Raw genomic sequence first — 19152 nt, forward strand, 5'->3', positions numbered from 1 at the left:
GCATTCCTCTTCATGAGTGCTTGTTTGACCGAGAGCACTCAGACTCTGGTGAGGGGTTCTCGTCCTGATCCGCCAACCAGAAGGGAAAAAAATTAAACCATTGCAGGGGTGTCCGACGGCAATATTCAGCCAGCCGGTCTGCATAATCCTGAGCGGCCTGTTGCAGGCCTTCATTGCGTTTTTTGCGCGGCCACGACAACTGGTCACTGAACCACTCGAGGTAGAGGTGGTAACGGCCCGACTCCTTCAGGCAAAACATCAGATATACCGGGCAGCGCAGCAGGCTGGCCAGGATAAAGGCCCCCTGCGGAAACTCGGCTTCATCACCAAGAAAGTTGACCTTTGATGTTCGCCCGCCTCCATGCACCGGAGTACGGTCGCCCGCTATCACAATGTACTCCCCCGCAGCGACTCTTTCCGACAGTAACATCGCCGTCGCCGGAGACATGTCGGTTACCTGCATTAGGTTGATGGCAGCAGTAGCATTCGCCTGCTTCATGAGCCGATTGAATTTCTCGGCATGCCGGGTGTAAACCAGCATGGTCACGGCGATATCCGGAAGTTGATGTGCCAGGGCGCTGCACACCTCCGTATTGCCCAGATGAGAGACAATGATAATGCCGCCGCTGCGGCTCCTGTCGACCTCAGCAAATGCGTCTGGGGTTGCAAACACCACATCTTCGTGACGAATATGCCCCATCCAGACCAACAGCTTATCGAGCAGAATTTCACCGAAACACCAGAAGTGGCGAAACGGGGTCAGCCCGGTATGCCGTTCGGACGGCAGTTGACCAAGCATTCGTCGCAGATAGGCCTTGGAAGCACGACGTGACTCAGTGCGCGTCAAATAGAAATAGGCCATCACCGGCAGCAGGATGATCCTGAACCCAGTACGGCCAAACAACCGATAGGCCAGCAACAGGCTCTTCATGCCCAACAAGGTACCGGCTTCGCCAACACCGGCCCAGTGTTTGCGAGGCTCAGACATGACGACGATTACTCAGGATTTTCGGCAAGCGCACCAGCATGCCGAAGAACAGCCGAGCATGCATTAACGAGATCAAAACGTTGTCTTTAACCGCATTGAAATGCGATACCCCATCAATCGGGTAATGCACCTGTGTAGGCAGATTTTCCACCGGCCAGCCACGCCACGCCCAGCGTACGATGACTTCCGGATCAAAATCCATGCGATTGCCGCAGGATTCCTGATCCAGCAGCTCAACCACTTTTGCCAGGGGATACACTCTGAAGCCACACATGGTGTCTTTGATACGCAGCGACAGTGTATTGATCCAGACCCAAACGTGAGTCAGGTAACGGGCATAATATCGCAGCGCAGGTACAGACGCGTCATAACGGGGATAGCCGGTAACCAGCGCTTCAGGTTGACGCTTACCGGTGGCCATGAAAGTGGGCAGATCGGTTAGATCATGCTGGCCATCTGCATCGATTTGAACGGCATGGGTATAGCCCAGCGCAAACAGATGCCGCAGGCCTGCTTTTACGGCCGCACCCTTGCCGCCGTTTTGTGCCAACCTGATCAACTGCACCCGCTCATCATATTGCCGGTCCAGATTGATAAGCACATCACGGCAGGCCAGGCCACTGCCATCATCGACCAACAGTACTGGATAGCCATATTCAAGCACACTGGCCAGTGTAGGCCCTATGGCTTCTTCATGGTTATAGACCGGAATGACGATAGCCGCCCTGAACAGAGGCTCAGTTGAAACAGATCCGTCCACTGGAATGACCTCCTTTCCCCGAAACATACTTGAATGTGAGCTTTTGCTTCTCTTTCGAGTACTCAAGCAACAATGTTATCTCCGCTTCGGGGAAAATAACCTGCTGAAACTTCGCAGCCTCAAGGCCACAGAAAACACCCTTAACCCCCAGCAACTCACGGCCATAATGTGCAGCCCAGTGCACTTGGGTAATACCCGGGAGAATAGGGTTTCCCGCAAAATGACCGTCGAAATAGATTAGCTGAGACGGAATTTTCAATTCGAGCTCAGCCGTGTGAACCGTAACGGTCTGATTCACCAAGTGCGGCCACTTGACCTCATCCTGCTGGAACATCGCCTTCAAGGAATCCACTGTAATTTTCCCCTGCGGGTTGTACGGCATCTGTTTAACAAACCGCCACCTCCGTGGCAGTGCTACCGGCTCAAAATGCTGGCTGAATGCCTGACGCAACTGGCGCACCAGCGCTTTTTTACTGCTTGCCTGAAGACACCGTTCCCCCTCGGGGGTCAACTCCGCAACCAGAGCTACTTCTGTGCGACGACCATTCAAAACAAGTGCCTTGGCGGTTTTAATCATCCCCTGTTGCTCCGCCACCTGCTCCACTTCCAGTAGAGAGATTCGTTTGCCTTCTATTTTGGCAATGCGATCGGTGCGACCCAACAGAACAAAACTGCCATCCGGTGCAAGCTCAACCCGGTCAGACAGAACCTGACGGCCATGCTGCACTTGAGGGGCGTCCACCTGCAGAGTCGAGTCAGCCGTCAGCGTACAACGCACCCCTGGCAATGGCTGCCAACGGGCCTCAACCTGGGGGTGCTGAATACGCCAGGCCACCGCGCCGGTTTCCGAGCTGCCATATATTTCACGTACCGGGGCCTGCAGCAACGCTGACACCTGCAGGCTATCTGCACGTTGTAAGGGTGCCGCCGATGACAAAACACATTCACAGCGTGAACGCAGACTCACCCAATCAAGCCCCGGATTCAGTCGGCTTAAGTGAGAGGGTGTAGACACCAGAACAAACTGTGCATGCTGTTGTGCTCTGCTGACAATGTCTTCAACGAACTGACAACTGTTGCGTTCAAAGATCTGCCCTCTGCAGAGCGGCCAAAACAGGCGGAAGGTCAGTCCATACAGATGCTGGTGCGTCACCGTGGTCACGATCACGGCCTGCTTCTCTTCCGGCCATAACCGCTCCAATGCCCCCAACTCACTTTCAATCTGAGCAAAGGTTTTAAGAATGGGCTTGGGCTCTCCCGTCGAGCCGGAGGTAAAGATCTCCAGTGCCGGAAAACCGGCTGGCAACGGGCGCCAGATCTGTGCGCTTGATGCTTTCGAGGGGGAGTCATTGTAAGACAGCAATGACGCGGGGTACTGGCCAGCAAACCCCGACACTCTGCGCTGTAAACGTTCATTGGTCGCAGGAAGATTGTCACCGGGAATGCATACGGTACAGCCCAGCTGCCACAGCGCCAGCGACAGAGCCAAAAACTCAACCGTATCCTGATGATAGACAGCCCAACGCTGCCCAGATTCGGCCGGCAATCGTAGGCACCAGTAAGCGACTCTTTTGCTGATGTCCGATCGTGAAACGAGCCCTGTTTCGTCATGAGCCACAGCTGCATTGGGAGCCTGGTTCAACCAGTCCGACAGGGGTACAAGGCTGCTCATGCTCGCCTCCTGACACGCTGTCTGACAAGCCATTCCACTGCCAGCATAACCCCAATCAGGAGATAGGCTATCAGGCCGTTGTATAGCACCCAAACCTCTTCTGAAGCCCATAACATGGTAGCGGTCGATACCGCTGCGTTGAACATAAAAAACAGACACCAGGCCTGCGTCACCTTGCGTGTGTAGCGCACTCCCTCTGGCGGAAGGGTTGGCTCTTTTATACGGGCAAGCCGCTCAATAACTGTCTGAGACGCAAAGAGGCTGCTGCCAAACACGACCAGCAGGCCCAGGTTAACCAGTACCGGATAAAGCTTGAGCCCCTGGTGGGGATCCCACAGCAGCGTGACGGCCAACACACCCAGCGCACTGGCAGCAATCACAAAACGATCACGCGCATGCTCTCCTCCGAGCCAACGGAGAATCAATACCGCCATCAGAACAGGCAGTAAGGCAAGCGCATCAAAACGCTGCAGTCCCCAGTACACCAAAAACGGGTAGCTCAGGGTCAGTAATGTAACCAGGGCGCGAATCAGCATCAGGATCAGTCGAGCAGTTTTTCAACTTCGGTGACGACATCCTGCACGGTGCGCACTGATTTGAAATCTTCCGGCTTGATCTTTTTACCGGTCATTCTCTTCAGCTCAACAACCAGGTCGACTGCATCAATGCTGTCAATGTCGAGGTCCTGATAAAGGTTTGCATCGGGATGGATCGAATCCGGGTCGATTTCAAACAGTTCTTCAAGAACCTGTGCGATTTTTTGATAGGTTTTGTCCTGACCTGACATAGCACTCACTTACGTTCAGCTTGAGATTGAATCAAAGCAACCAGCGCATTCACGCTGGCAAAATGCTGACGAGTCTCTTCAGAGTCTGCTTTCAGCTTAATGCCATACCGTTTTTGCAATGCCAGTCCGATTTCCAATGCATCGATCGAGTCCAGACCCAACCCATCAACAAACAGGGGCTCACTATCGTCGATCTCTGTTACATCAAGATCTTCAAGATCAAGCGCATCGATAATCATCTGCTTTACTTCCAGGTGCAGACTGCTCATGAACTCTTAACTCCTTATCAAAATAATCGGCAAGATCCGCCGTCAGTTGTCTTGCCGCTACAGAAGGGACACTATCCTGCAGGTATGGCTCTATTGGAATAGCCTCATTAACCTGTATACGCATATGCACTTTCGACGCAGGTACCTGATACCAGCGGTCCTCCTTAGTCAAAGTGGTCGGGCAGCAGGAAATCAAAACCGGTGTAATATCCACAGCGGTACGAACGGCCACATTGGCCGCACCCCGTTTAAGCTGCAGAGGTTTTCCCGGCGTGGTACGTGTACCCTCCGGAAAAATAATCAGGGCACGTCCTTTGGCAAAGGCAGCACTGGCAGCCGCTATAACCTTGTCACTTTCTTCATTGATAATGTAACCGGCAGTTTTAACCGGCCCGCGGGTGAATGGATTGCGGGTCAATTTACCTTTCACCACACAGCTGGCATTGGGCACCAGGGCGATAAGGAAGATTACGTCAATCAATGACGGATGATTGGCAAGAATCAGTCGAGCGTTGCGCAGCTTGTCGAGACCGTCCACTTCATAGCTGAGCACACCCAAAAACTTCATCAGGCCAATATAAAAGCGGAAGGCATGATGGATTACCTGTTGCCCTCTTTGCTCACGCTGCTCGGCACTACCGGGAAGCACATAAAGTACCGGCATGATAATAAGCGGCAGCAATATGCCCCCCACACCAAACACCAGAAAACTGAATGCGGTGCCACACCAACGCCAGACATGATTAATACGCGCCTGCATGTTATTCATCACGGCTCAGCTTCCAGCCCATTTCTGCGCACACTGGAAAGTGCACGTCGCGATCAAGCCCGGTTATGCACCGCATCGTGCGCAGCAAATCACTGGAGTCGGCCTCAATAGCCTGAGGCGAGTGTTGCTCAAGCGTCATTTTGACACCCTCACTGCGACTGAGCAGCATCGCAAGGGCAAAGGGGAAAGGCTCGCATGAAGTATAGGGCTGGTAAAGCTCAGGCAGGGGAACATCATAAATGAGGCACAGTACGCTCTCACTATTCTGCAGCTGAGTCACAGCCTCCAACAATGCATGAGGGATCAAATTTTCGACCGATGCTATCGCCGTCACTTCACTGACGTCCTTGCGGGCGATTGAGAGCAGCCCACTCACGGCATTGTGAACCGCCAAGCTAAACCCTGTTGGCGACATTGGTTCATCACCAGCAATGCCTTCCAGCAGGGATAAAGTCAGCGGTGTATCACCATGTCTTGATGCAAAGACGCCAGGAACACCATCAACATCTTCGAGCAGGGGCAAGGCCGCACCAGCAGCACAACGACCCAGCTCGGTAAAGCGTCTCCTCAACATGGGAGGAATCTGTTTCAGGGCTACCTTATGCAGCTCGGCAGGGAGAGAAACTGGCTGCTCCAGCCAGCGACTCCAGTCAGAGGAATCTTCCAGTCCAGGTGCCAATGCATTCCATGCTTGCAACTTGAAACTCAGCAATGTCCTTACTCCTGCCTGCAGTACACTCAAAACCAAGCAGGCCAGCCATCCCAGTCTTGAAACATTGTCCCTGTTGAGGGACAAGCGGATTCTACCTGCACAACAGGTCGATGCAAAGAGCAAGTCGTTTGAACAATGAGGTTACTATGCCTATAATCCGCGGCACTCGGGATTCTGATAACACAAGGAGTTAAGCGTGAAAAAAATTGCTGCGTGCCTCTCAGTCTTTCTTATTCTGGCATCACCTCAAGCCTTTAGTCGTGACACCAAGCATATGCTGTCCATTGAGGAAGCATTTCAGTCACCGGATTTCAAAGAGAAGCTGGATCCGAATATCCGTTTCTATTTTGGTAACCAGAGTCATCCTAAAGTATCACGATCTTTTGGGAACTTCTCGACCAACAAAAAAACCAACGCTTTCAACAAAAGCGATGAAGAAGCCTGTCGCTGGGTAATGCTGTCTGCTCTCCTTACCCTGCAGGAACGCGCAATAAAAGAAGGCGGTAATGCTGTCATAAATATTGCCAGCTACTACAAGAAAAACAAGGTCAGCAGTAATAAAGAGTACGAGTGTCATGCTGGGGCGATCATGGCCGGTGTTGCACTGACCGGTGAAGTGGTCAAGCTTGCCCGCTGAGCAGCCAAACACATGTATCCGGCTCTGGTACACCAGAGTCCGGATGCACTCTCCACTGACATCTGAGGAGATGTTACATCTGCTCCCGCCGATGCAACAACAGCATTACCTGCGCATTAACTCGAATAAACGACAGCGGGAATACCTCTACAGCAGGCTCTTGATATGCCTGGCTTTATCTCGATATTACCAACGTCCAGCCGAGAGCTGGATAATTGAAGAGGTTACCAATGCAGCTCCCATTATTCATAATCTGCCATCCCCTGCTTATATTAGCCTGAGCCACAGCCATGACCTGGTTTGTTTTACTCTAAGCCCACTTAAAGTTGGTGTTGATATAGAAAGAGTACAGCCAAGGCAAAACCTGCAATCGATGGCAGAGCTGTTCATGAACAGCAGCGAACTAAAGCGATTGCCCACCTCTGAGCACCAACGGCAGTTATATTTCTATCGCGTTTGGTGTGCCAAGGAAGCTTTATACAAGGCCTTGCCGAAATTTGACCAATCAGAAGCAATCTTAAAAAAGCTATCGTATTTACAATTAAAAAGCGGACAGTTGGAATGGCAGCTGTCTGAGTTTGAACTGGAGGGCTACCAAGCCGCGATTGTGCACAGCAAACATCTGCACACCGCAGTGGAAATTAAGCATTTTATTGATCTGGATTCGTTTCAAGAACGCTCAGTAACACATTAAACGATTCGGCTTCACCACCAGGCCGAGATCGCCGCGATACCCTGAGCCCCCTGCTCTCGAGCCCGGGCCAAGTCATCTTCACCAAGCCCGCCCAGCGCATAGACCGGCAGCCTGCATTCGGCGACCAGTTCGGCAAAACCTTCCCAACCCAACACCGGTGAACCCGGGTGTGAGCGGGTGGGTTTGACCGGTGACAGGGTGATGAAGTCGACGCCCTTCTCCTGCGCCATGCGGATCTGCTCCGCGTTGTGGCAGGAGGCACTGAGCCAGCGCCCCTTGAACTGAGCCCGATTGCCCAGCGCCTGCAAACGCGCCGACGTTAGATGCAGGTGCTCAGCACACAATGCATTGGCCTGCTCAACGGAGGTATTCACCCCCATCAGAGCATTGAATTCGTCACACAACGGTTGCAGCTGTTGATACCGGTCCTCAAAAGCGGTCTCGCTGAGCGACTTGGCACGCAGCATAACCTGAGTAATGCCCTGCTCCAGCGCCTGTTGCAGTTTTCCTGTACACACATCGATGTCATCAACGTCACCGGTGATCAGCAGCCGTGGCGACAGGCGTGCGGCTGTAATGATGGGCGTGTTGGCCGCGGGAAAGGCATAGTCATCCAGTACTTCGGGCGCAACCCAACAAACCGGCTGACCTTCGGCCCCATGCGCTTCACCCTCAAACACAGTCACCTCCCATACATCCAGCAGCACCGACTTATCAGGATAATGATGCGGAATACGAATCAGAGGGTGTGCCTGTAAAACCTGAATCCCCAACTCTTCAAGCAGTTCACGGGAGAGCGCCTGAGCAACGGGTTCGCCAGGCTCTACCTTGCCACCGGGAAACTCCCACAGACCGCCCTGATGCTTGTCATCGGGTCGACGGGCGATGAGGATGTGACCGCGGCGGTCACGAATGACCGCCGCAGCAACGTGGATCAGTTTAGGCATATCGGATACAGATCAGCTGCGGTAATCCGCGTTGATGCTGACGTAGTCATGGGACAGGTCTGTGGTCCAGACCCGTTCGGTGACCTGGCCGCGGTTGAGGACCACATGGATCAAAATTTCTTCTCCGTTCATGACCGCCTGACCGGCTTCTTCGGTGTAGCTGGCCGCACGACCGCCCTTCTCAACAATGCAGACATCGTTGAGGTAGATCTGCAAAGCGTCCAGATCCAGATTGTCGATCCCGGCACGGCCCACACAGGCCAAAATACGGCCCCAGTTCGGGTCGCTGGCAAAGAGCGCCGTCTTGACCAAAGGTGAGTGAGCAATGGTATAGGCAACATCCAGCGCTTCCTTGCTGGTACCCGCTGACTCAACACGCACCTCAACAAACTTGGTCGCGCCCTCACCATCTCGCACAATGGCGTGTGACAGTGACAACATGACGCGCTCCAGTGCTTCGGTAAACAGGCTGGCCAGCTCGTAGTCCGAGCCGTCAATCAGCACGCCGCTGGCACCTGTAGCCGCCAGCATGCAAGAATCATTGGTTGAAGTGTCACCATCAATAGTGATGCGGTTGAAAGAGCGGTCCGCCACACTGCTCAACCACTGCTGCAGCAGCGGCTGCGGGATCTCGGCATCGGTAGCGACATAGCCCAGCATGGTGGCCATATTGGGCATGATCATGCCGGCGCCTTTGGAGATGCCGGTCAGGGTTACCGTTTTGCCCTTGTATTCAAACTGTTCGCTGGCTGCCTTGGGGCGGGTATCGGTGGTCATGATGCCCGAAGCGGCCTGCTCCCAGTTGTTTTCCGACAGGTCGGCTTTGGCCGCGTCCAGCGCCGACAGAATCTTCGCTACCGGCAGCGGTTCACCAATCACACCGGTGGAAAACGGCAGAACTGCTTCTACCGGCACATCACACAAGTCTGCAACGGCTTCACAACAGCTCATCGCATCACGCATGCCCTGCTCCCCAGTGCCCGCGTTAGCGTTACCGGTATTAATCAGCATATAGCGTGAACCGGCCTGGCCCAGGTGCTGCTTGCAGATTCGCACCGGCGCAGCGCAAAAGGCATTCAGTGTAAACACGCCAGCCAGCGAGCTGCCTTCGGCCAGCTCCATCAGCACAATATCGCGTCGGCCCGGTTTCTTGATCCCTGCGGATGCGATACCCAGACGAAATCCCTTAACCGGATGTAACTGTGGCAAAGTAGCCGGACCAACTGCCATGATGCTGTTTTCCTTAGTAATTAACTGATTTTACCGTGACACTGTTTGTATTTTTTGCCTGATCCGCACGGGCAGGGATCGTTACGACCTACCTTGGGTGCCTGACGCACATAGGGCTCGGCGTTATCGGCCGGATCAGCCTCAGGTTGCTCTTGGGTCTCTTCTTCCGCCATGGCACTGCCCTGAGCGTGTTCAAAGTTCATCTGCTGACGTTCGGCCTGGGCGCGGCGCTCGGCTTCCATACGTTCCACTTCTTCCTGCTCACGAACCTTCACATGACTCAGAATGCGGATCACATCGCGTTTGATGTTATCAAGCAGGTCCTGGAACAGAGCAAAGGCTTCGCGCTTGTATTCCTGCTTGGGGTTTTTCTGCGCATAACCACGCAGATGGATACCCTGACGCAACAGGTCCATAGTCTGCAAATGCTCTTTCCAAAGCGTGTCGAGGACCTGCAGCATCACCTGTTTCTCGAACATGCGCAGTGTTGGGGCGCCAACAACCTCTTCCTTCGCCTTATAGGCCGATACGATTTCGTGATTGATTTTCTCGCGCAGGGTTTCCTCATGCAGCGAATCATCTTCATCCAGCCACTGCTGTATCGGCATCTGAAGAGCAAATTCAGTTTCCAGCGCTTTTTCCAGCGCCGGTACATCCCACATCTCTTCAAGACTCTGCGGCGGGACATGTTCGCTGATGGTGTTTTCAATCACTTCATCACGCACTGAGGCGATGGTTTCGGAAATATCATCCGATGCCATCACTTCGTTACGCTGGTCATAAATCACGCTGCGCTGATCGTTGGCGACATCGTCATATTCAAGCAGCGACTTGCGGATATCAAAGTTGCGACCTTCTACCTTGCGCTGTGCCTTTTCGATGGCGTTGGTCACCATCTTGTGCTCAATCGCTTCACCCTTTTCCATGCCCAGTGCCTGCATGAACTGGCGCACACGCTCGGAGGCGAAGATACGCATCAGGTCATCTTCCATCGACAGGAAGAAGCGGGATGACCCAGGGTCGCCCTGACGGCCGGCACGACCGCGCAACTGGTTGTCGATACGACGGGATTCATGGCGTTCGGTACCGATAATGTGCAAACCACCCGCTTCGATCACAATATCGTGGCGTTCACGCCATTCGCGCATGGCTTCATCAACTTCAGCCTGACTACTGTCAGCCGACATTGCTTCCAGCTCAGCTTCCAGCTTGCCGCCAAGCTTGATGTCCGTACCACGACCTGCCATGTTGGTAGCGATGGTGATTGCGCCAGGACGGCCTGCTTCAGCAATGATTTCAGCCTCACGCCCATGATTCTTGGCGTTGAGAACGTTATGCGGAATGTCTTCTTTCTTCAGCAGTGCCGACAGCAGTTCCGATGACTCAACCGAAGCCGTGCCCACCAATACAGGCCGGTTATGTTCGCGGCAATGGCGAATTTCCTTGACGATCGCCTGATATTTTTCCTCGATGGTGAGGAACACGATGTCATTATAGTCCTTGCGCTGCACCGGACGGTTGGTGGGAATAACCACCACATCAAGGCCGTAGATCTGACGCAGTTCGAACGCTTCAGTATCGGCCGTACCGGTCATGCCAGACAGCTTTTCATACAGACGGAAGTAGTTCTGGAAGGTGGTTGAAGCCAGTGTCTGGCTTTCCATCTGGATCTGAACGCCCTCTTTCGCTTCAACAGCCTGATGCAACCCTTCAGACCAGCGACGCCCGGGCATGATACGGCCGGTATGCTCGTCAACGATGACGATCTGGCCGTTCTGAATAATGTAGTCCTTGTCACGCTGAAACAGATAGTGGGCTCGCAGTGCGGCCAGCACATGGTGCAACAGGTTCAGGTTTTGCGGCGCATACAGGCTTTCACCTTCGTTAAGCATGCCGTGTTCGATCAGAAGATCTTCCACCAGCTGATGGCCGGCTTCGGTCAGCTCGACCGTGCGGTTTTTCTCATCAACCGCAAAATGCTCATCGACAACCTGTTCAGTATCTTTCGGATCCAGCTCACCATGGAACTGCTGCAGATTGGGGATCAGCTGATTGATCTTCTGATAGGTGGCTGAGCTGTCTTCCGCCGGACCTGAAATGATCAGAGGGGTACGCGCCTCATCGATCAGGATGGAGTCAACCTCATCGACAACCGCGAAGCAGAAGTCACGCTGCACCTTGTCAGCAAGGCTGAACGCCATATTGTCGCGCAGGTAGTCAAAGCCGAATTCGTTGTTGGTACCGTAAGTGATGTCACAGGCATAGGCTGCACGTTTGGATTCCGGGTCCTGCCCGGAGCGCACGACACCAACGCTCAGACCAAGGGATTCGTACAGCGGGCGCATCCAGTCGGCATCACGCTGGGCCAGGTAGTCGTTCACGGTGACAACATGCACGCCACGCTGAGGCAAGGCGTTAAGGTAAACGGCCAGGGTGGCGACCAGCGTCTTGCCCTCACCGGTCTTCATCTCGGCCACTTTGCCTTCATGCAGTGCCAAACCACCGATCAGCTGGACATCAAAGTGCCTCATGCCCATCACACGCTTGGAGGCTTCGCGCACAGCGGCAAAGGCTTCGGGCAGGACCTTGTCCAGCGGCTCCGCCTGTTCCAGACGCTTCCTGAACTCAACTGTCTTGCCTTTCAACTCGTCATCGGAGAGCGCTTCAAAGGCCTCCTCCAGCGTGTTGATCTGCTTGACGATCTTGCCAAGGCGCTTCAGTTCGCGCTCGTTTTTACTTCCCAGAATCTTCTTGAACAGTGAGGTCAGCATAATTCGACTTTTAACCGGTTGAATGCAAAGAGGCGGGAGTAAGCCCGGAGATCCTTTGCCTGAAAAAATGGATACGACATTGTACCTGTATTGGGGCAGATAGTTGAATGTCAATGCGATACAAATTTGACTTGGTGCCGGAACAGCAAAAACCGGCCCTGAAAACGACAAAACCGGCACGGGGCCGGCTTTGCTGGTCAGCGGTAGCGAGCGATCAACCCGCCGCAACCGGACGATGGTAGGAAATAGGGGCAGCCTGTTCCTGACCTTCAAAAGTAACCAGCTCCCAGGCATCTTCGGTTGCCAGCAGTTCACGCAGCAACATGTTGTTCAGGTAATGACCGGACTTGTACCCATAGAACTCGCCAATCAGGCTTTTGCCCAACAGGTAGAGATCACCGATTGCATCCAGCACCTTGTGTTTGACGAACTCGTCTTCGTAGCGCAGACCGTCTTCATTCAGGATTTTGAAGTCATCAACCACGATGGCATTCTCGAAGCTTCCACCGAGTACCAGGTTCTGCGAGCGCAGATATTCGATATCGCGCATAAAACCAAAGGTGCGCGCCCGGCTGACTTCCTTCACGAAGGAGGTGCTGGAGAAGTCCAGTACTGCTTCCATGTTTCGGTTGGCAAAAGCCGGGTGATCGAATTCAATGCAGAAGCCCACCTTGAAGCCATCAAAAGGACGGAAGGTTGCGGTTTTGCCTTCGTTGCTGACGGTTACTTCCTTCTTGATGCGAATGAACTGCTTCGGGGCATTTTGCTCTTCGATGCCGGCAGACTGAACCAGGAACACGAAGGGAGCAGCACTGCCATCCATGATGGGAACTTCTTCAGCACTCAGTTCCACCAGCGCGTTGTCTATACCCAGCCCTGCCAATGCCGACAACAGATGCTCGACCGTCGCAACACGGATGCCATCACGCGCCAGGTTGGTCGACAGCGTCGTATCGGCTACGTTATCAGCACGAGCCTCGATCTCGAAAACAGGATCCAGGTCAACTCGTCGAAACACGATGCCAGTATTGACCGGCGCCGGCTTCAGCGTCAGGTACACCTTCTGGCCGGTATGCAGACCGATGCCGGTGGCCTTAATGCTGTTCTTGAGAGTGCGCTGTTTGATCATCCGCTTCGCCAACCTAAAATGTTACAAAAATATCAGGAAATTCTAACAAACAAGTGACACCTTCATCAATCTAAAGGTTCTCACCTGCCTGTTTTCTAATCAGCCTGACGCCGCAGAAATGTCGGGATATCCAGGCTTCCGTAGTCATCCCGACGCCCGCTCTGGTCAACGCCTGAATCCTGCTGAGGCTTGTCCAGCAGCGCTTCCTCGCGCTGACGACGCAGAATGGTCGGCAGCTCGATTTCATCCAGGTTGAGCGATCCATCCTGTTTGCGACTGGTCGGCGCATTGCCCTGAACCACTTTCATCGACTGATTGCGCGCACGATCAAGTCCTGTGGCAACGACAGTTACCTTGATTTCATCGCCCAGAGACGGATCAATAACGGTACCGACCACAATGGTGGCATCTTCATCGGCGTACTGCTCGACGATGTTACCCACCTCGGTAAATTCACCCAGACTCAGATCTTCGCCTGCCGCGATGTTGACCAGAATACCACTGGCACCACGCAGGTCGATATCTTCCAGCAGCGGGCTGCGAATGGCGGCTTCGGCGGCCTCTTCGGCACGATTGTCACCACGCGCAACCGCACTGCCCATCATCGCCATGCCCATTTCAGACATAACGGTTCGCACGTCGGCAAAGTCGACGTTAATCATGCCCGGACGGGTAATCAGGTCGGCAATCCCCTGTACGGCGCCCTTAAGCACATCGTTGGCTGCACTGAACGCATTGACCAGACTGCAGTTTTTACCCAGCACCTGCATCAGTTTCTCATTCGGAATAATAATCAGGGAGTCGACCGCATCACGCAGCTCACTGATGCCCTCTTCCGCAATTTTCATCCGCTTGCGGCCCTCGAACGGGAACGGTCGGGTGACCACAGCCACGGTCAGAATACCCAGTTCGCGGGCGACCTCGGCCACAATGGGTGCGGCACCGGTTCCGGTCCCACCGCCCATGCCGGCAGTAATGAATACCATATCAGCCCCGGCCAGTGTTTCAGCGATCCTCTCGCGATCCTCGATCGCCGCCTGGCGGCCAATATCCGGGTTGGCGCCTGCACCCAGCCCTTTGGTCAGCTCACCGCCGATATGCAGCGCCGTACGGGCAGCATTACGGCTCAGTGCCTGAGCATCGGTATTGGCACAGATGAACTCGACACCTTCAACCTCTTTGTTGACCATATACTGTACGGCGTTGCCACCACCGCCACCGACACCGATAACCTTAATCAGCGCACTCTGCGTAACACTTTCAACCAGTTCAAACATGTTTTCCTCCTTACCGGGCGCCTGCCACTACCTTCCGGCACTACCGGCAACTGCATTAATGAATTTCGCTCTTAGAAGTTGCCCTGCAACCATTCCTTGAACCGTTTCAGATACACACCCGGATTAGGTCTGGGCATGCGCGGACGTTCCTGCGGTACCGCAACCAGCTCAGTGCCAGTCTCTGCGGCGATGGGTGCCATCGGCACCTCATGATCCTGTTTGGCGTAGTGCAGCAAGCCAATACTGGTGGCATAGATCGGGTTGCTAAGCTGAGCCTCCAGCCCCCGAATGCCCTGCGGTCTGGCTAACCGTACCGGCATGTGGAAAATTTCTTCCGCCAGCTCCACGGCACCTTCCATCTTGGCGGTGCCACCGGTCAGCACGATGCCGGCGGCCACCAGATCCTCAAAGCCACTGCGACGCAGTTCGGCCTGAATCAATGTGAACAACTCTTCGTAGCGAGGCTCAACCACTTCAGCCAGCGCCTGGCGGGACAGATCCCGTGCGGGGCGGTCACCCACACTGGGCACCTTGATCATTTCGTCCGCATGGGCGAGCTGAGCCAGTGCACAGGCGTATTTGATCTTGATCTGTTCCGCATGCTGCGTCGGCGTGCGCAGCGCCATGGCGATATCGTTGGTTACCTGATCACCGGCAATCGGAATAACCGCCGTATGGCGAATCGAGCCGCCAGTAAAGACAGCAATGTCGGTAGTGCCACCGCCGATATCGACGATACAAACGCCCAGGTCCTTCTCGTCATCGGTCAAGACCGCATAGCTGGACGCCAGCTGCTCCAGCACTACGGCATCCACCTCAAGGCCGCAACGGCGGATGCATTTTTCAATATTCTGAATCGCGTTGATCGCGCCAGTGACCAAATGCACTTTGGCTTCAAGGCGCACGCCCGACATTCCCAGTGGCTCTTTGATCCCTTCCTGATTGTCGATCAGATACTCCTGCGGCAGGATATGGATGATTTTCTGATCCGCAGGAATGGCCACGGCACGCGCTGCATCAATCACGCGTTCAAGATCATAGTCGGACACTTCGCGATCGCGCACGGCCACGATGCCATGGGAATTCAGGCTGCTGATGTGACTGCCGGCGATCCCCACCGTGACCCCGTGGACCTTACAGCCAGCCATCAGTTCAGCCTCTTCCACGGCACGCTGGATCGAGCTGACAGTTGATTCAATATTGACCACTACACCACGCTTCAACCCGCGTGAAGACTGGGAACCGACGCCAACGATCTCGATTGTGCCCTGTGGGGTCATTTCGCCCACCAGACACACCACCTTCGAGGTGCCGATATCGAGTGCGACGATCATGTTACCTGCCATATCGCCCTTAACCTGCATTATCCTGTCCTGCTCCTGCGCGCCAGCTAACGGCCACGCCATTGGTATATCGAATATCGATCTGCTCTATCTGCCCCGCCTTTTCGGCCAGATTCTGGCGATAGATGCTTAAAAAACGTTTCAGTCGCGGTACCAGCTGCTCACGACCGGCAACAACGCGAATACCGTTATCCAGCTCCAGTGTCCAGGCACCACGTGTTTCCAGCGTCAGGCCCGTAAGCCGCAGTCCTTCACTGGAGAACATCCGGTTCAGGTCATGAAACTGTTGCATGATCCTGACCGTTTCATGAGCCGGCCCGCTCAGTCGAGGCAACGCCCGGTATTCTGGCTTCAGCTCGGGCCAGAAAATATCGCCCTGGTGGTTCAGAAGCCCCTTGTCACCCCAGCGGGCAACCGGCACCTCCTCTTCAAGCTGTACCTCCAGCGAAGGCGGCCACTGCCGTCTGACACTGGCGCTGTGCACCCAGGGATCACCGATCAACTGCTCCTGAATCTGCTTCAAATCCAGCTGCAGCAGCGGACTGGTGAGGCCTCCGGCCAGTGTCTGTGCAAGCGCGGTTTTGTCCAGATGGCGTGTCGCCCCCGCCATACGGATCTCAGCTACCGGCTGATTCAGCCAGCCCCAGAGCTCACGCAGCGCCGAGCTGCCAATGCCGACAAACACCACCAGCAGCGTCAGCAACACAACACTGCGCCAGTAGCGATCCAGCCCCTGTTGTGTGTGTTGTTCGACACTGCTCCTGCTCATGAGCTTACTCCCGCTCCCCTGCCGTACGCAGGATTTCAACCACCAGCTGACTGAAGCTGATACCCGCCTCACGGGCGGCCATGGGCACCAGACTGTGGTCTGTCATGCCAGGAGCTGTATTCACCTCCAGCAACTGGAACTGCCCATTGGCATCCATCATCACATCCACACGGCCCCAACCATGGCAACCGGCAATCTTGAATGCCTGCTGCACCAACTGTTGCAAAGACTCGGTCTGCTCCGGCGAAAGTGCGGTTCTGAAGTGGTAAGCGGTATCTGCCGCTTCATACTTGGCCGTGAAGTCATAGAAATCATGCGGTGTTTCCAGCCGAATCACCGGCAAGGTTTCATGCCCCAGCACCGCCACTGTAAATTCCGGCCCATCCACCCACTGCTCGGCAATCACACTGCTGTCATAGGCGGTTGCCTGAGCAAAGGCGGCCTCCAGTTCGGCACGGGTGCGCACCTTGCTCATGCCGATGCTGGAGCCTTCATGTGCAGGCTTGACCATGATCGGATACCCCAGACGGGCTTCAACAGCACCAAGGTCGGCACCTTCGTCCAGCACGGCAAATGCCGGTGTCGGCAACCCTGCGCCCTGCCACAGCAGCTTGCAGCGCAATTTGTCCATACCCAACGCCGATGCGCAGACACCGCTGCCGGTGTAGGGCTTGTGCATCATTTCCAGCAGTCCCTGAATGGTGCCGTCCTCGCCACCACGGCCATGCAGAATCAGGAAGGCACGGTCAAAATCGGCCTGCAGCAGCTGTGCAACGGGGTCACGCCCATCTGCCGCAAGGTCGACAGCAAAGGCATCCACACCTGCAGCCTGCAACCCGCGCAGTACTTCGGCACCGCTGCGCAGCGAGATTTCACGCTCAGCGGAGCGCCCTCCCATGATGACGGCCACACGGCCAAAGGCAGCCGCTTCCGATGCATCCAGTCGCCACTCATTCATGCTTTATTCTCCGCATCGACCGCTGTAAGACTTTCCTGTTTCAACTGATGCGCCAGACTGGTGATGTTACCGGCCCCCTGCGTCAACACCAGATCACCGGGCTGCAGCACATTGCGCAACACTTCTGCCACATCATCGGGCCCCTCAACAAACACCGGTTCAACACCCCGCTGGCGAATACTGCGGCACAGACTGCGCGAGTCTGCACCGGGTATCGGTTCTTCACCGGCCGGGTAGACCTCCATCAGCAACAGCAGGTCCACTTCCGACAGCACCTGTACAAAGTCTTCGTACAGATCTCGTGTACGGGTAAAGCGGTGTGGCTGATAGATCATTACCAGACGCCGATCGGGCCAGCCTTCGCGTACCGCACGAATAACCGCCTGCACTTCACGCGGGTGATGACCATAGTCGTCCACCAGCGTGGCACTGCCGTTAGCCAGTGGCAGCTCGCCCAATACCTGAAAGCGGCGCCCAACACCTTCGAATTTTTCCAGTGCCCGCACGATGGCGGCATCATCGATCTGCTCGTCAGAAGCAACTGCAATGCACGCCAGCGCATTCAGTACGTTGTGCCGCCCAGGCATGTTCAGGCACACCTCAAGGGGCTTCTGTCCCGCCGGACGCTCAACCCTGAAACGGGTTTGCATGCCGTTCTGTCGCAGATCCAGCGCACGGTAGTCAGCGCCTTCATGGAAGCCATAGGTCAGGGTTGGTCGGCTGACCTCGGGCAGAATCTCACGCACCACTGGATCGTCGGTACAGAGTACGGCCAGACCGTAGAACGGCAGGTTGTGCAAAAAGCTGACAAAGGTCTGCTTCAGCTTGCCGAAGTCGCCGCCATAGGTGTCCATATGGTCAGCATCAATGTTGGTTACGATGGCGACCATTGGCTGCAGGTGAAGAAAGGAAGCATCACTTTCATCCGCTTCGGCGACCAGATATCGGCTGCCGCCAAGCTGCGCATTGGTACCGGCACTGGTGAGTCGACCACCAATCACAAAAGTGGGATCGAGCCCACCTTCCGCCATGATGGATGCCATCAGGCTGGTGGTGGTGGTTTTGCCGTGAGTGCCTGCCACCGCAATGCCATGGCGGTAGCGCATCAGCTCGGCCAGCATTTCGGCTCGACGCACCACCGGAATGCGCAGCTCGCGCGCAGCGGCCACTTCCGGGTTGGTTTCGTTCACCGCAGTTGAGGTCACGATGACATGAGATCCCACTACATTACCTTCGGCGTGACCGATAAAGACCTGAGCACCGAGCGATTTCAGCCGATCCGTGGTGGCGGACGGGCGGATATCAGAGCCGGATATCTCGTAACCCTGGTTCAGCAGGACTTCGGCGATGCCACACATGCCAACGCCACCGATACCGACAAAATGGATGCGGCGAATACGGCGCATCTCGGGCACCTCGTAGACTTTTACGCTGCGGTTC

Annotated in this window: 19 protein-coding genes; 2 read left to right on the forward strand and 17 right to left on the reverse strand. The window is 55.0% G+C overall.

What is annotated here, in order from left to right; all coding sequences use genetic code 11:
• Positions 1 to 10: 10 nt before the first annotated feature.
• Genes ACAM29_RS08340 through ACAM29_RS08375 form a run of 8 tightly spaced genes read right to left on the reverse strand, consistent with a single transcriptional unit; the run spans position 11 to position 5957 of the window.
• Entirely contained in the window at positions 11 to 988 is a 978-nt protein-coding gene (locus tag ACAM29_RS08340; protein WP_369623844.1) for a lipid A biosynthesis acyltransferase, read from the reverse strand.
• Positions 981 to 1748, reverse strand: coding sequence for a glycosyltransferase family 2 protein (locus ACAM29_RS08345; protein ID WP_369623845.1), 768 nt, complete (start codon positions 1746 to 1748; stop codon positions 981 to 983). Before ACAM29_RS08345 ends, ACAM29_RS08340 begins: the two co-directional genes overlap by 8 nt.
• The gene (locus tag ACAM29_RS08350; protein ID WP_369623846.1) at positions 1726 to 3420 is read right to left on the reverse strand and encodes an AMP-binding protein; all 1695 of its coding nucleotides are present in this window, start codon (positions 3418 to 3420) and stop codon (positions 1726 to 1728) included. Before ACAM29_RS08350 ends, ACAM29_RS08345 begins: the two co-directional genes overlap by 23 nt.
• Positions 3417 to 3956 (reverse strand): hypothetical protein, encoded by a 540-nt coding sequence (locus tag ACAM29_RS08355; protein WP_091827454.1) that lies wholly within the window; start codon positions 3954 to 3956, stop codon positions 3417 to 3419. The genes ACAM29_RS08350 and ACAM29_RS08355 overlap by 4 nt, the downstream gene beginning before the upstream one ends.
• Positions 3957 to 3961: 5 nt before the next feature.
• On the reverse strand, positions 3962 to 4207 hold the full coding sequence (locus tag ACAM29_RS08360) for an acyl carrier protein (RefSeq protein WP_369625129.1): 246 nt from the start codon (positions 4205 to 4207) through the stop codon (positions 3962 to 3964).
• Positions 4208 to 4212: 5 nt separating this feature from the next.
• Complete coding sequence (locus ACAM29_RS08365) at positions 4213 to 4476, reverse strand: phosphopantetheine-binding protein (protein WP_091827397.1); 264 nt, start codon at positions 4474 to 4476, stop codon at positions 4213 to 4215.
• A complete protein-coding gene (locus ACAM29_RS08370) occupies positions 4427 to 5245 on the reverse strand; it encodes a 1-acyl-sn-glycerol-3-phosphate acyltransferase (RefSeq protein ID WP_254775049.1) in 819 nt (272 codons plus the stop codon). The genes ACAM29_RS08365 and ACAM29_RS08370 overlap by 50 nt, the downstream gene beginning before the upstream one ends.
• Positions 5238 to 5957 (reverse strand): beta-ketoacyl synthase chain length factor, encoded by a 720-nt coding sequence (locus ACAM29_RS08375; protein ID WP_369623847.1) that lies wholly within the window; start codon positions 5955 to 5957, stop codon positions 5238 to 5240. The genes ACAM29_RS08370 and ACAM29_RS08375 overlap by 8 nt, the downstream gene beginning before the upstream one ends.
• 196 nt (positions 5958 to 6153) lie before the next feature.
• On the opposite strand from ACAM29_RS08375, the gene ACAM29_RS08380 reads away from it, so the two are divergent.
• The gene (locus ACAM29_RS08380; protein WP_091827399.1) at positions 6154 to 6594 is read left to right on the forward strand and encodes an excinuclease ATPase subunit; all 441 of its coding nucleotides are present in this window, start codon (positions 6154 to 6156) and stop codon (positions 6592 to 6594) included.
• Between the two features lie 43 nt (positions 6595 to 6637).
• Positions 6638 to 7288 (forward strand): 4'-phosphopantetheinyl transferase superfamily protein, encoded by a 651-nt coding sequence (locus ACAM29_RS08385; protein ID WP_369623848.1) that lies wholly within the window; start codon positions 6638 to 6640, stop codon positions 7286 to 7288.
• An 11-nt stretch (positions 7289 to 7299) separates the two neighbouring features.
• On the opposite strand, the gene ACAM29_RS08390 is transcribed toward ACAM29_RS08385, so the two are convergent.
• From ACAM29_RS08390 to murC, 9 genes are all read right to left on the reverse strand, one after another.
• Positions 7300 to 8235 (reverse strand): Nudix family hydrolase, encoded by a 936-nt coding sequence (locus ACAM29_RS08390; protein WP_369623849.1) that lies wholly within the window; start codon positions 8233 to 8235, stop codon positions 7300 to 7302.
• Between the two features lie 12 nt (positions 8236 to 8247).
• Entirely contained in the window at positions 8248 to 9465 is a 1218-nt protein-coding gene (argJ, locus tag ACAM29_RS08395; protein ID WP_369623850.1) for a bifunctional glutamate N-acetyltransferase/amino-acid acetyltransferase ArgJ, read from the reverse strand.
• A 20-nt stretch (positions 9466 to 9485) separates the two neighbouring features.
• Positions 9486 to 12236: a preprotein translocase subunit SecA gene (secA, locus tag ACAM29_RS08400; protein ID WP_091827403.1), complete on the reverse strand. Its 2751-nt coding sequence runs from the start codon at positions 12234 to 12236 to the stop codon at positions 9486 to 9488.
• Positions 12237 to 12450: 214 nt separating this feature from the next.
• On the reverse strand, positions 12451 to 13365 hold the full coding sequence (lpxC, locus tag ACAM29_RS08405) for a UDP-3-O-acyl-N-acetylglucosamine deacetylase (RefSeq protein ID WP_091827404.1): 915 nt from the start codon (positions 13363 to 13365) through the stop codon (positions 12451 to 12453).
• Between the two features lie 95 nt (positions 13366 to 13460).
• On the reverse strand, positions 13461 to 14642 hold the full coding sequence (ftsZ, locus tag ACAM29_RS08410; protein WP_091827405.1) for a cell division protein FtsZ: 1182 nt from the start codon (positions 14640 to 14642) through the stop codon (positions 13461 to 13463).
• Positions 14643 to 14713: 71 nt separating this feature from the next.
• Positions 14714 to 16006 carry a cell division protein FtsA gene (gene ftsA, locus ACAM29_RS08415; protein WP_369623851.1) on the reverse strand — a complete coding sequence of 431 codons (1293 nt, stop codon included), beginning with the start codon at positions 16004 to 16006 and terminating at the stop codon, positions 14714 to 14716.
• Complete coding sequence (locus ACAM29_RS08420; RefSeq protein WP_206840697.1) at positions 15996 to 16754, reverse strand: cell division protein FtsQ/DivIB; 759 nt, start codon at positions 16752 to 16754, stop codon at positions 15996 to 15998. The genes ftsA and ACAM29_RS08420 overlap by 11 nt, the downstream gene beginning before the upstream one ends.
• Positions 16755 to 16758: 4 nt before the next feature.
• Entirely contained in the window at positions 16759 to 17712 is a 954-nt protein-coding gene (locus tag ACAM29_RS08425) for a D-alanine--D-alanine ligase (RefSeq protein ID WP_354410923.1), read from the reverse strand.
• On the reverse strand, positions 17709 to 19118 hold the full coding sequence (gene murC, locus ACAM29_RS08430; RefSeq protein WP_369625130.1) for a UDP-N-acetylmuramate--L-alanine ligase: 1410 nt from the start codon (positions 19116 to 19118) through the stop codon (positions 17709 to 17711). Before murC ends, ACAM29_RS08425 begins: the two co-directional genes overlap by 4 nt.
• Positions 19119 to 19152: the final 34 nt, after the last annotated feature.

It is taken from the genome of Marinobacterium sp. BA1 (assembly GCF_041155135.1).
Taxonomy (GTDB): Bacteria; Pseudomonadota; Gammaproteobacteria; order Pseudomonadales; family Balneatricaceae; genus Marinobacterium; species Marinobacterium iners.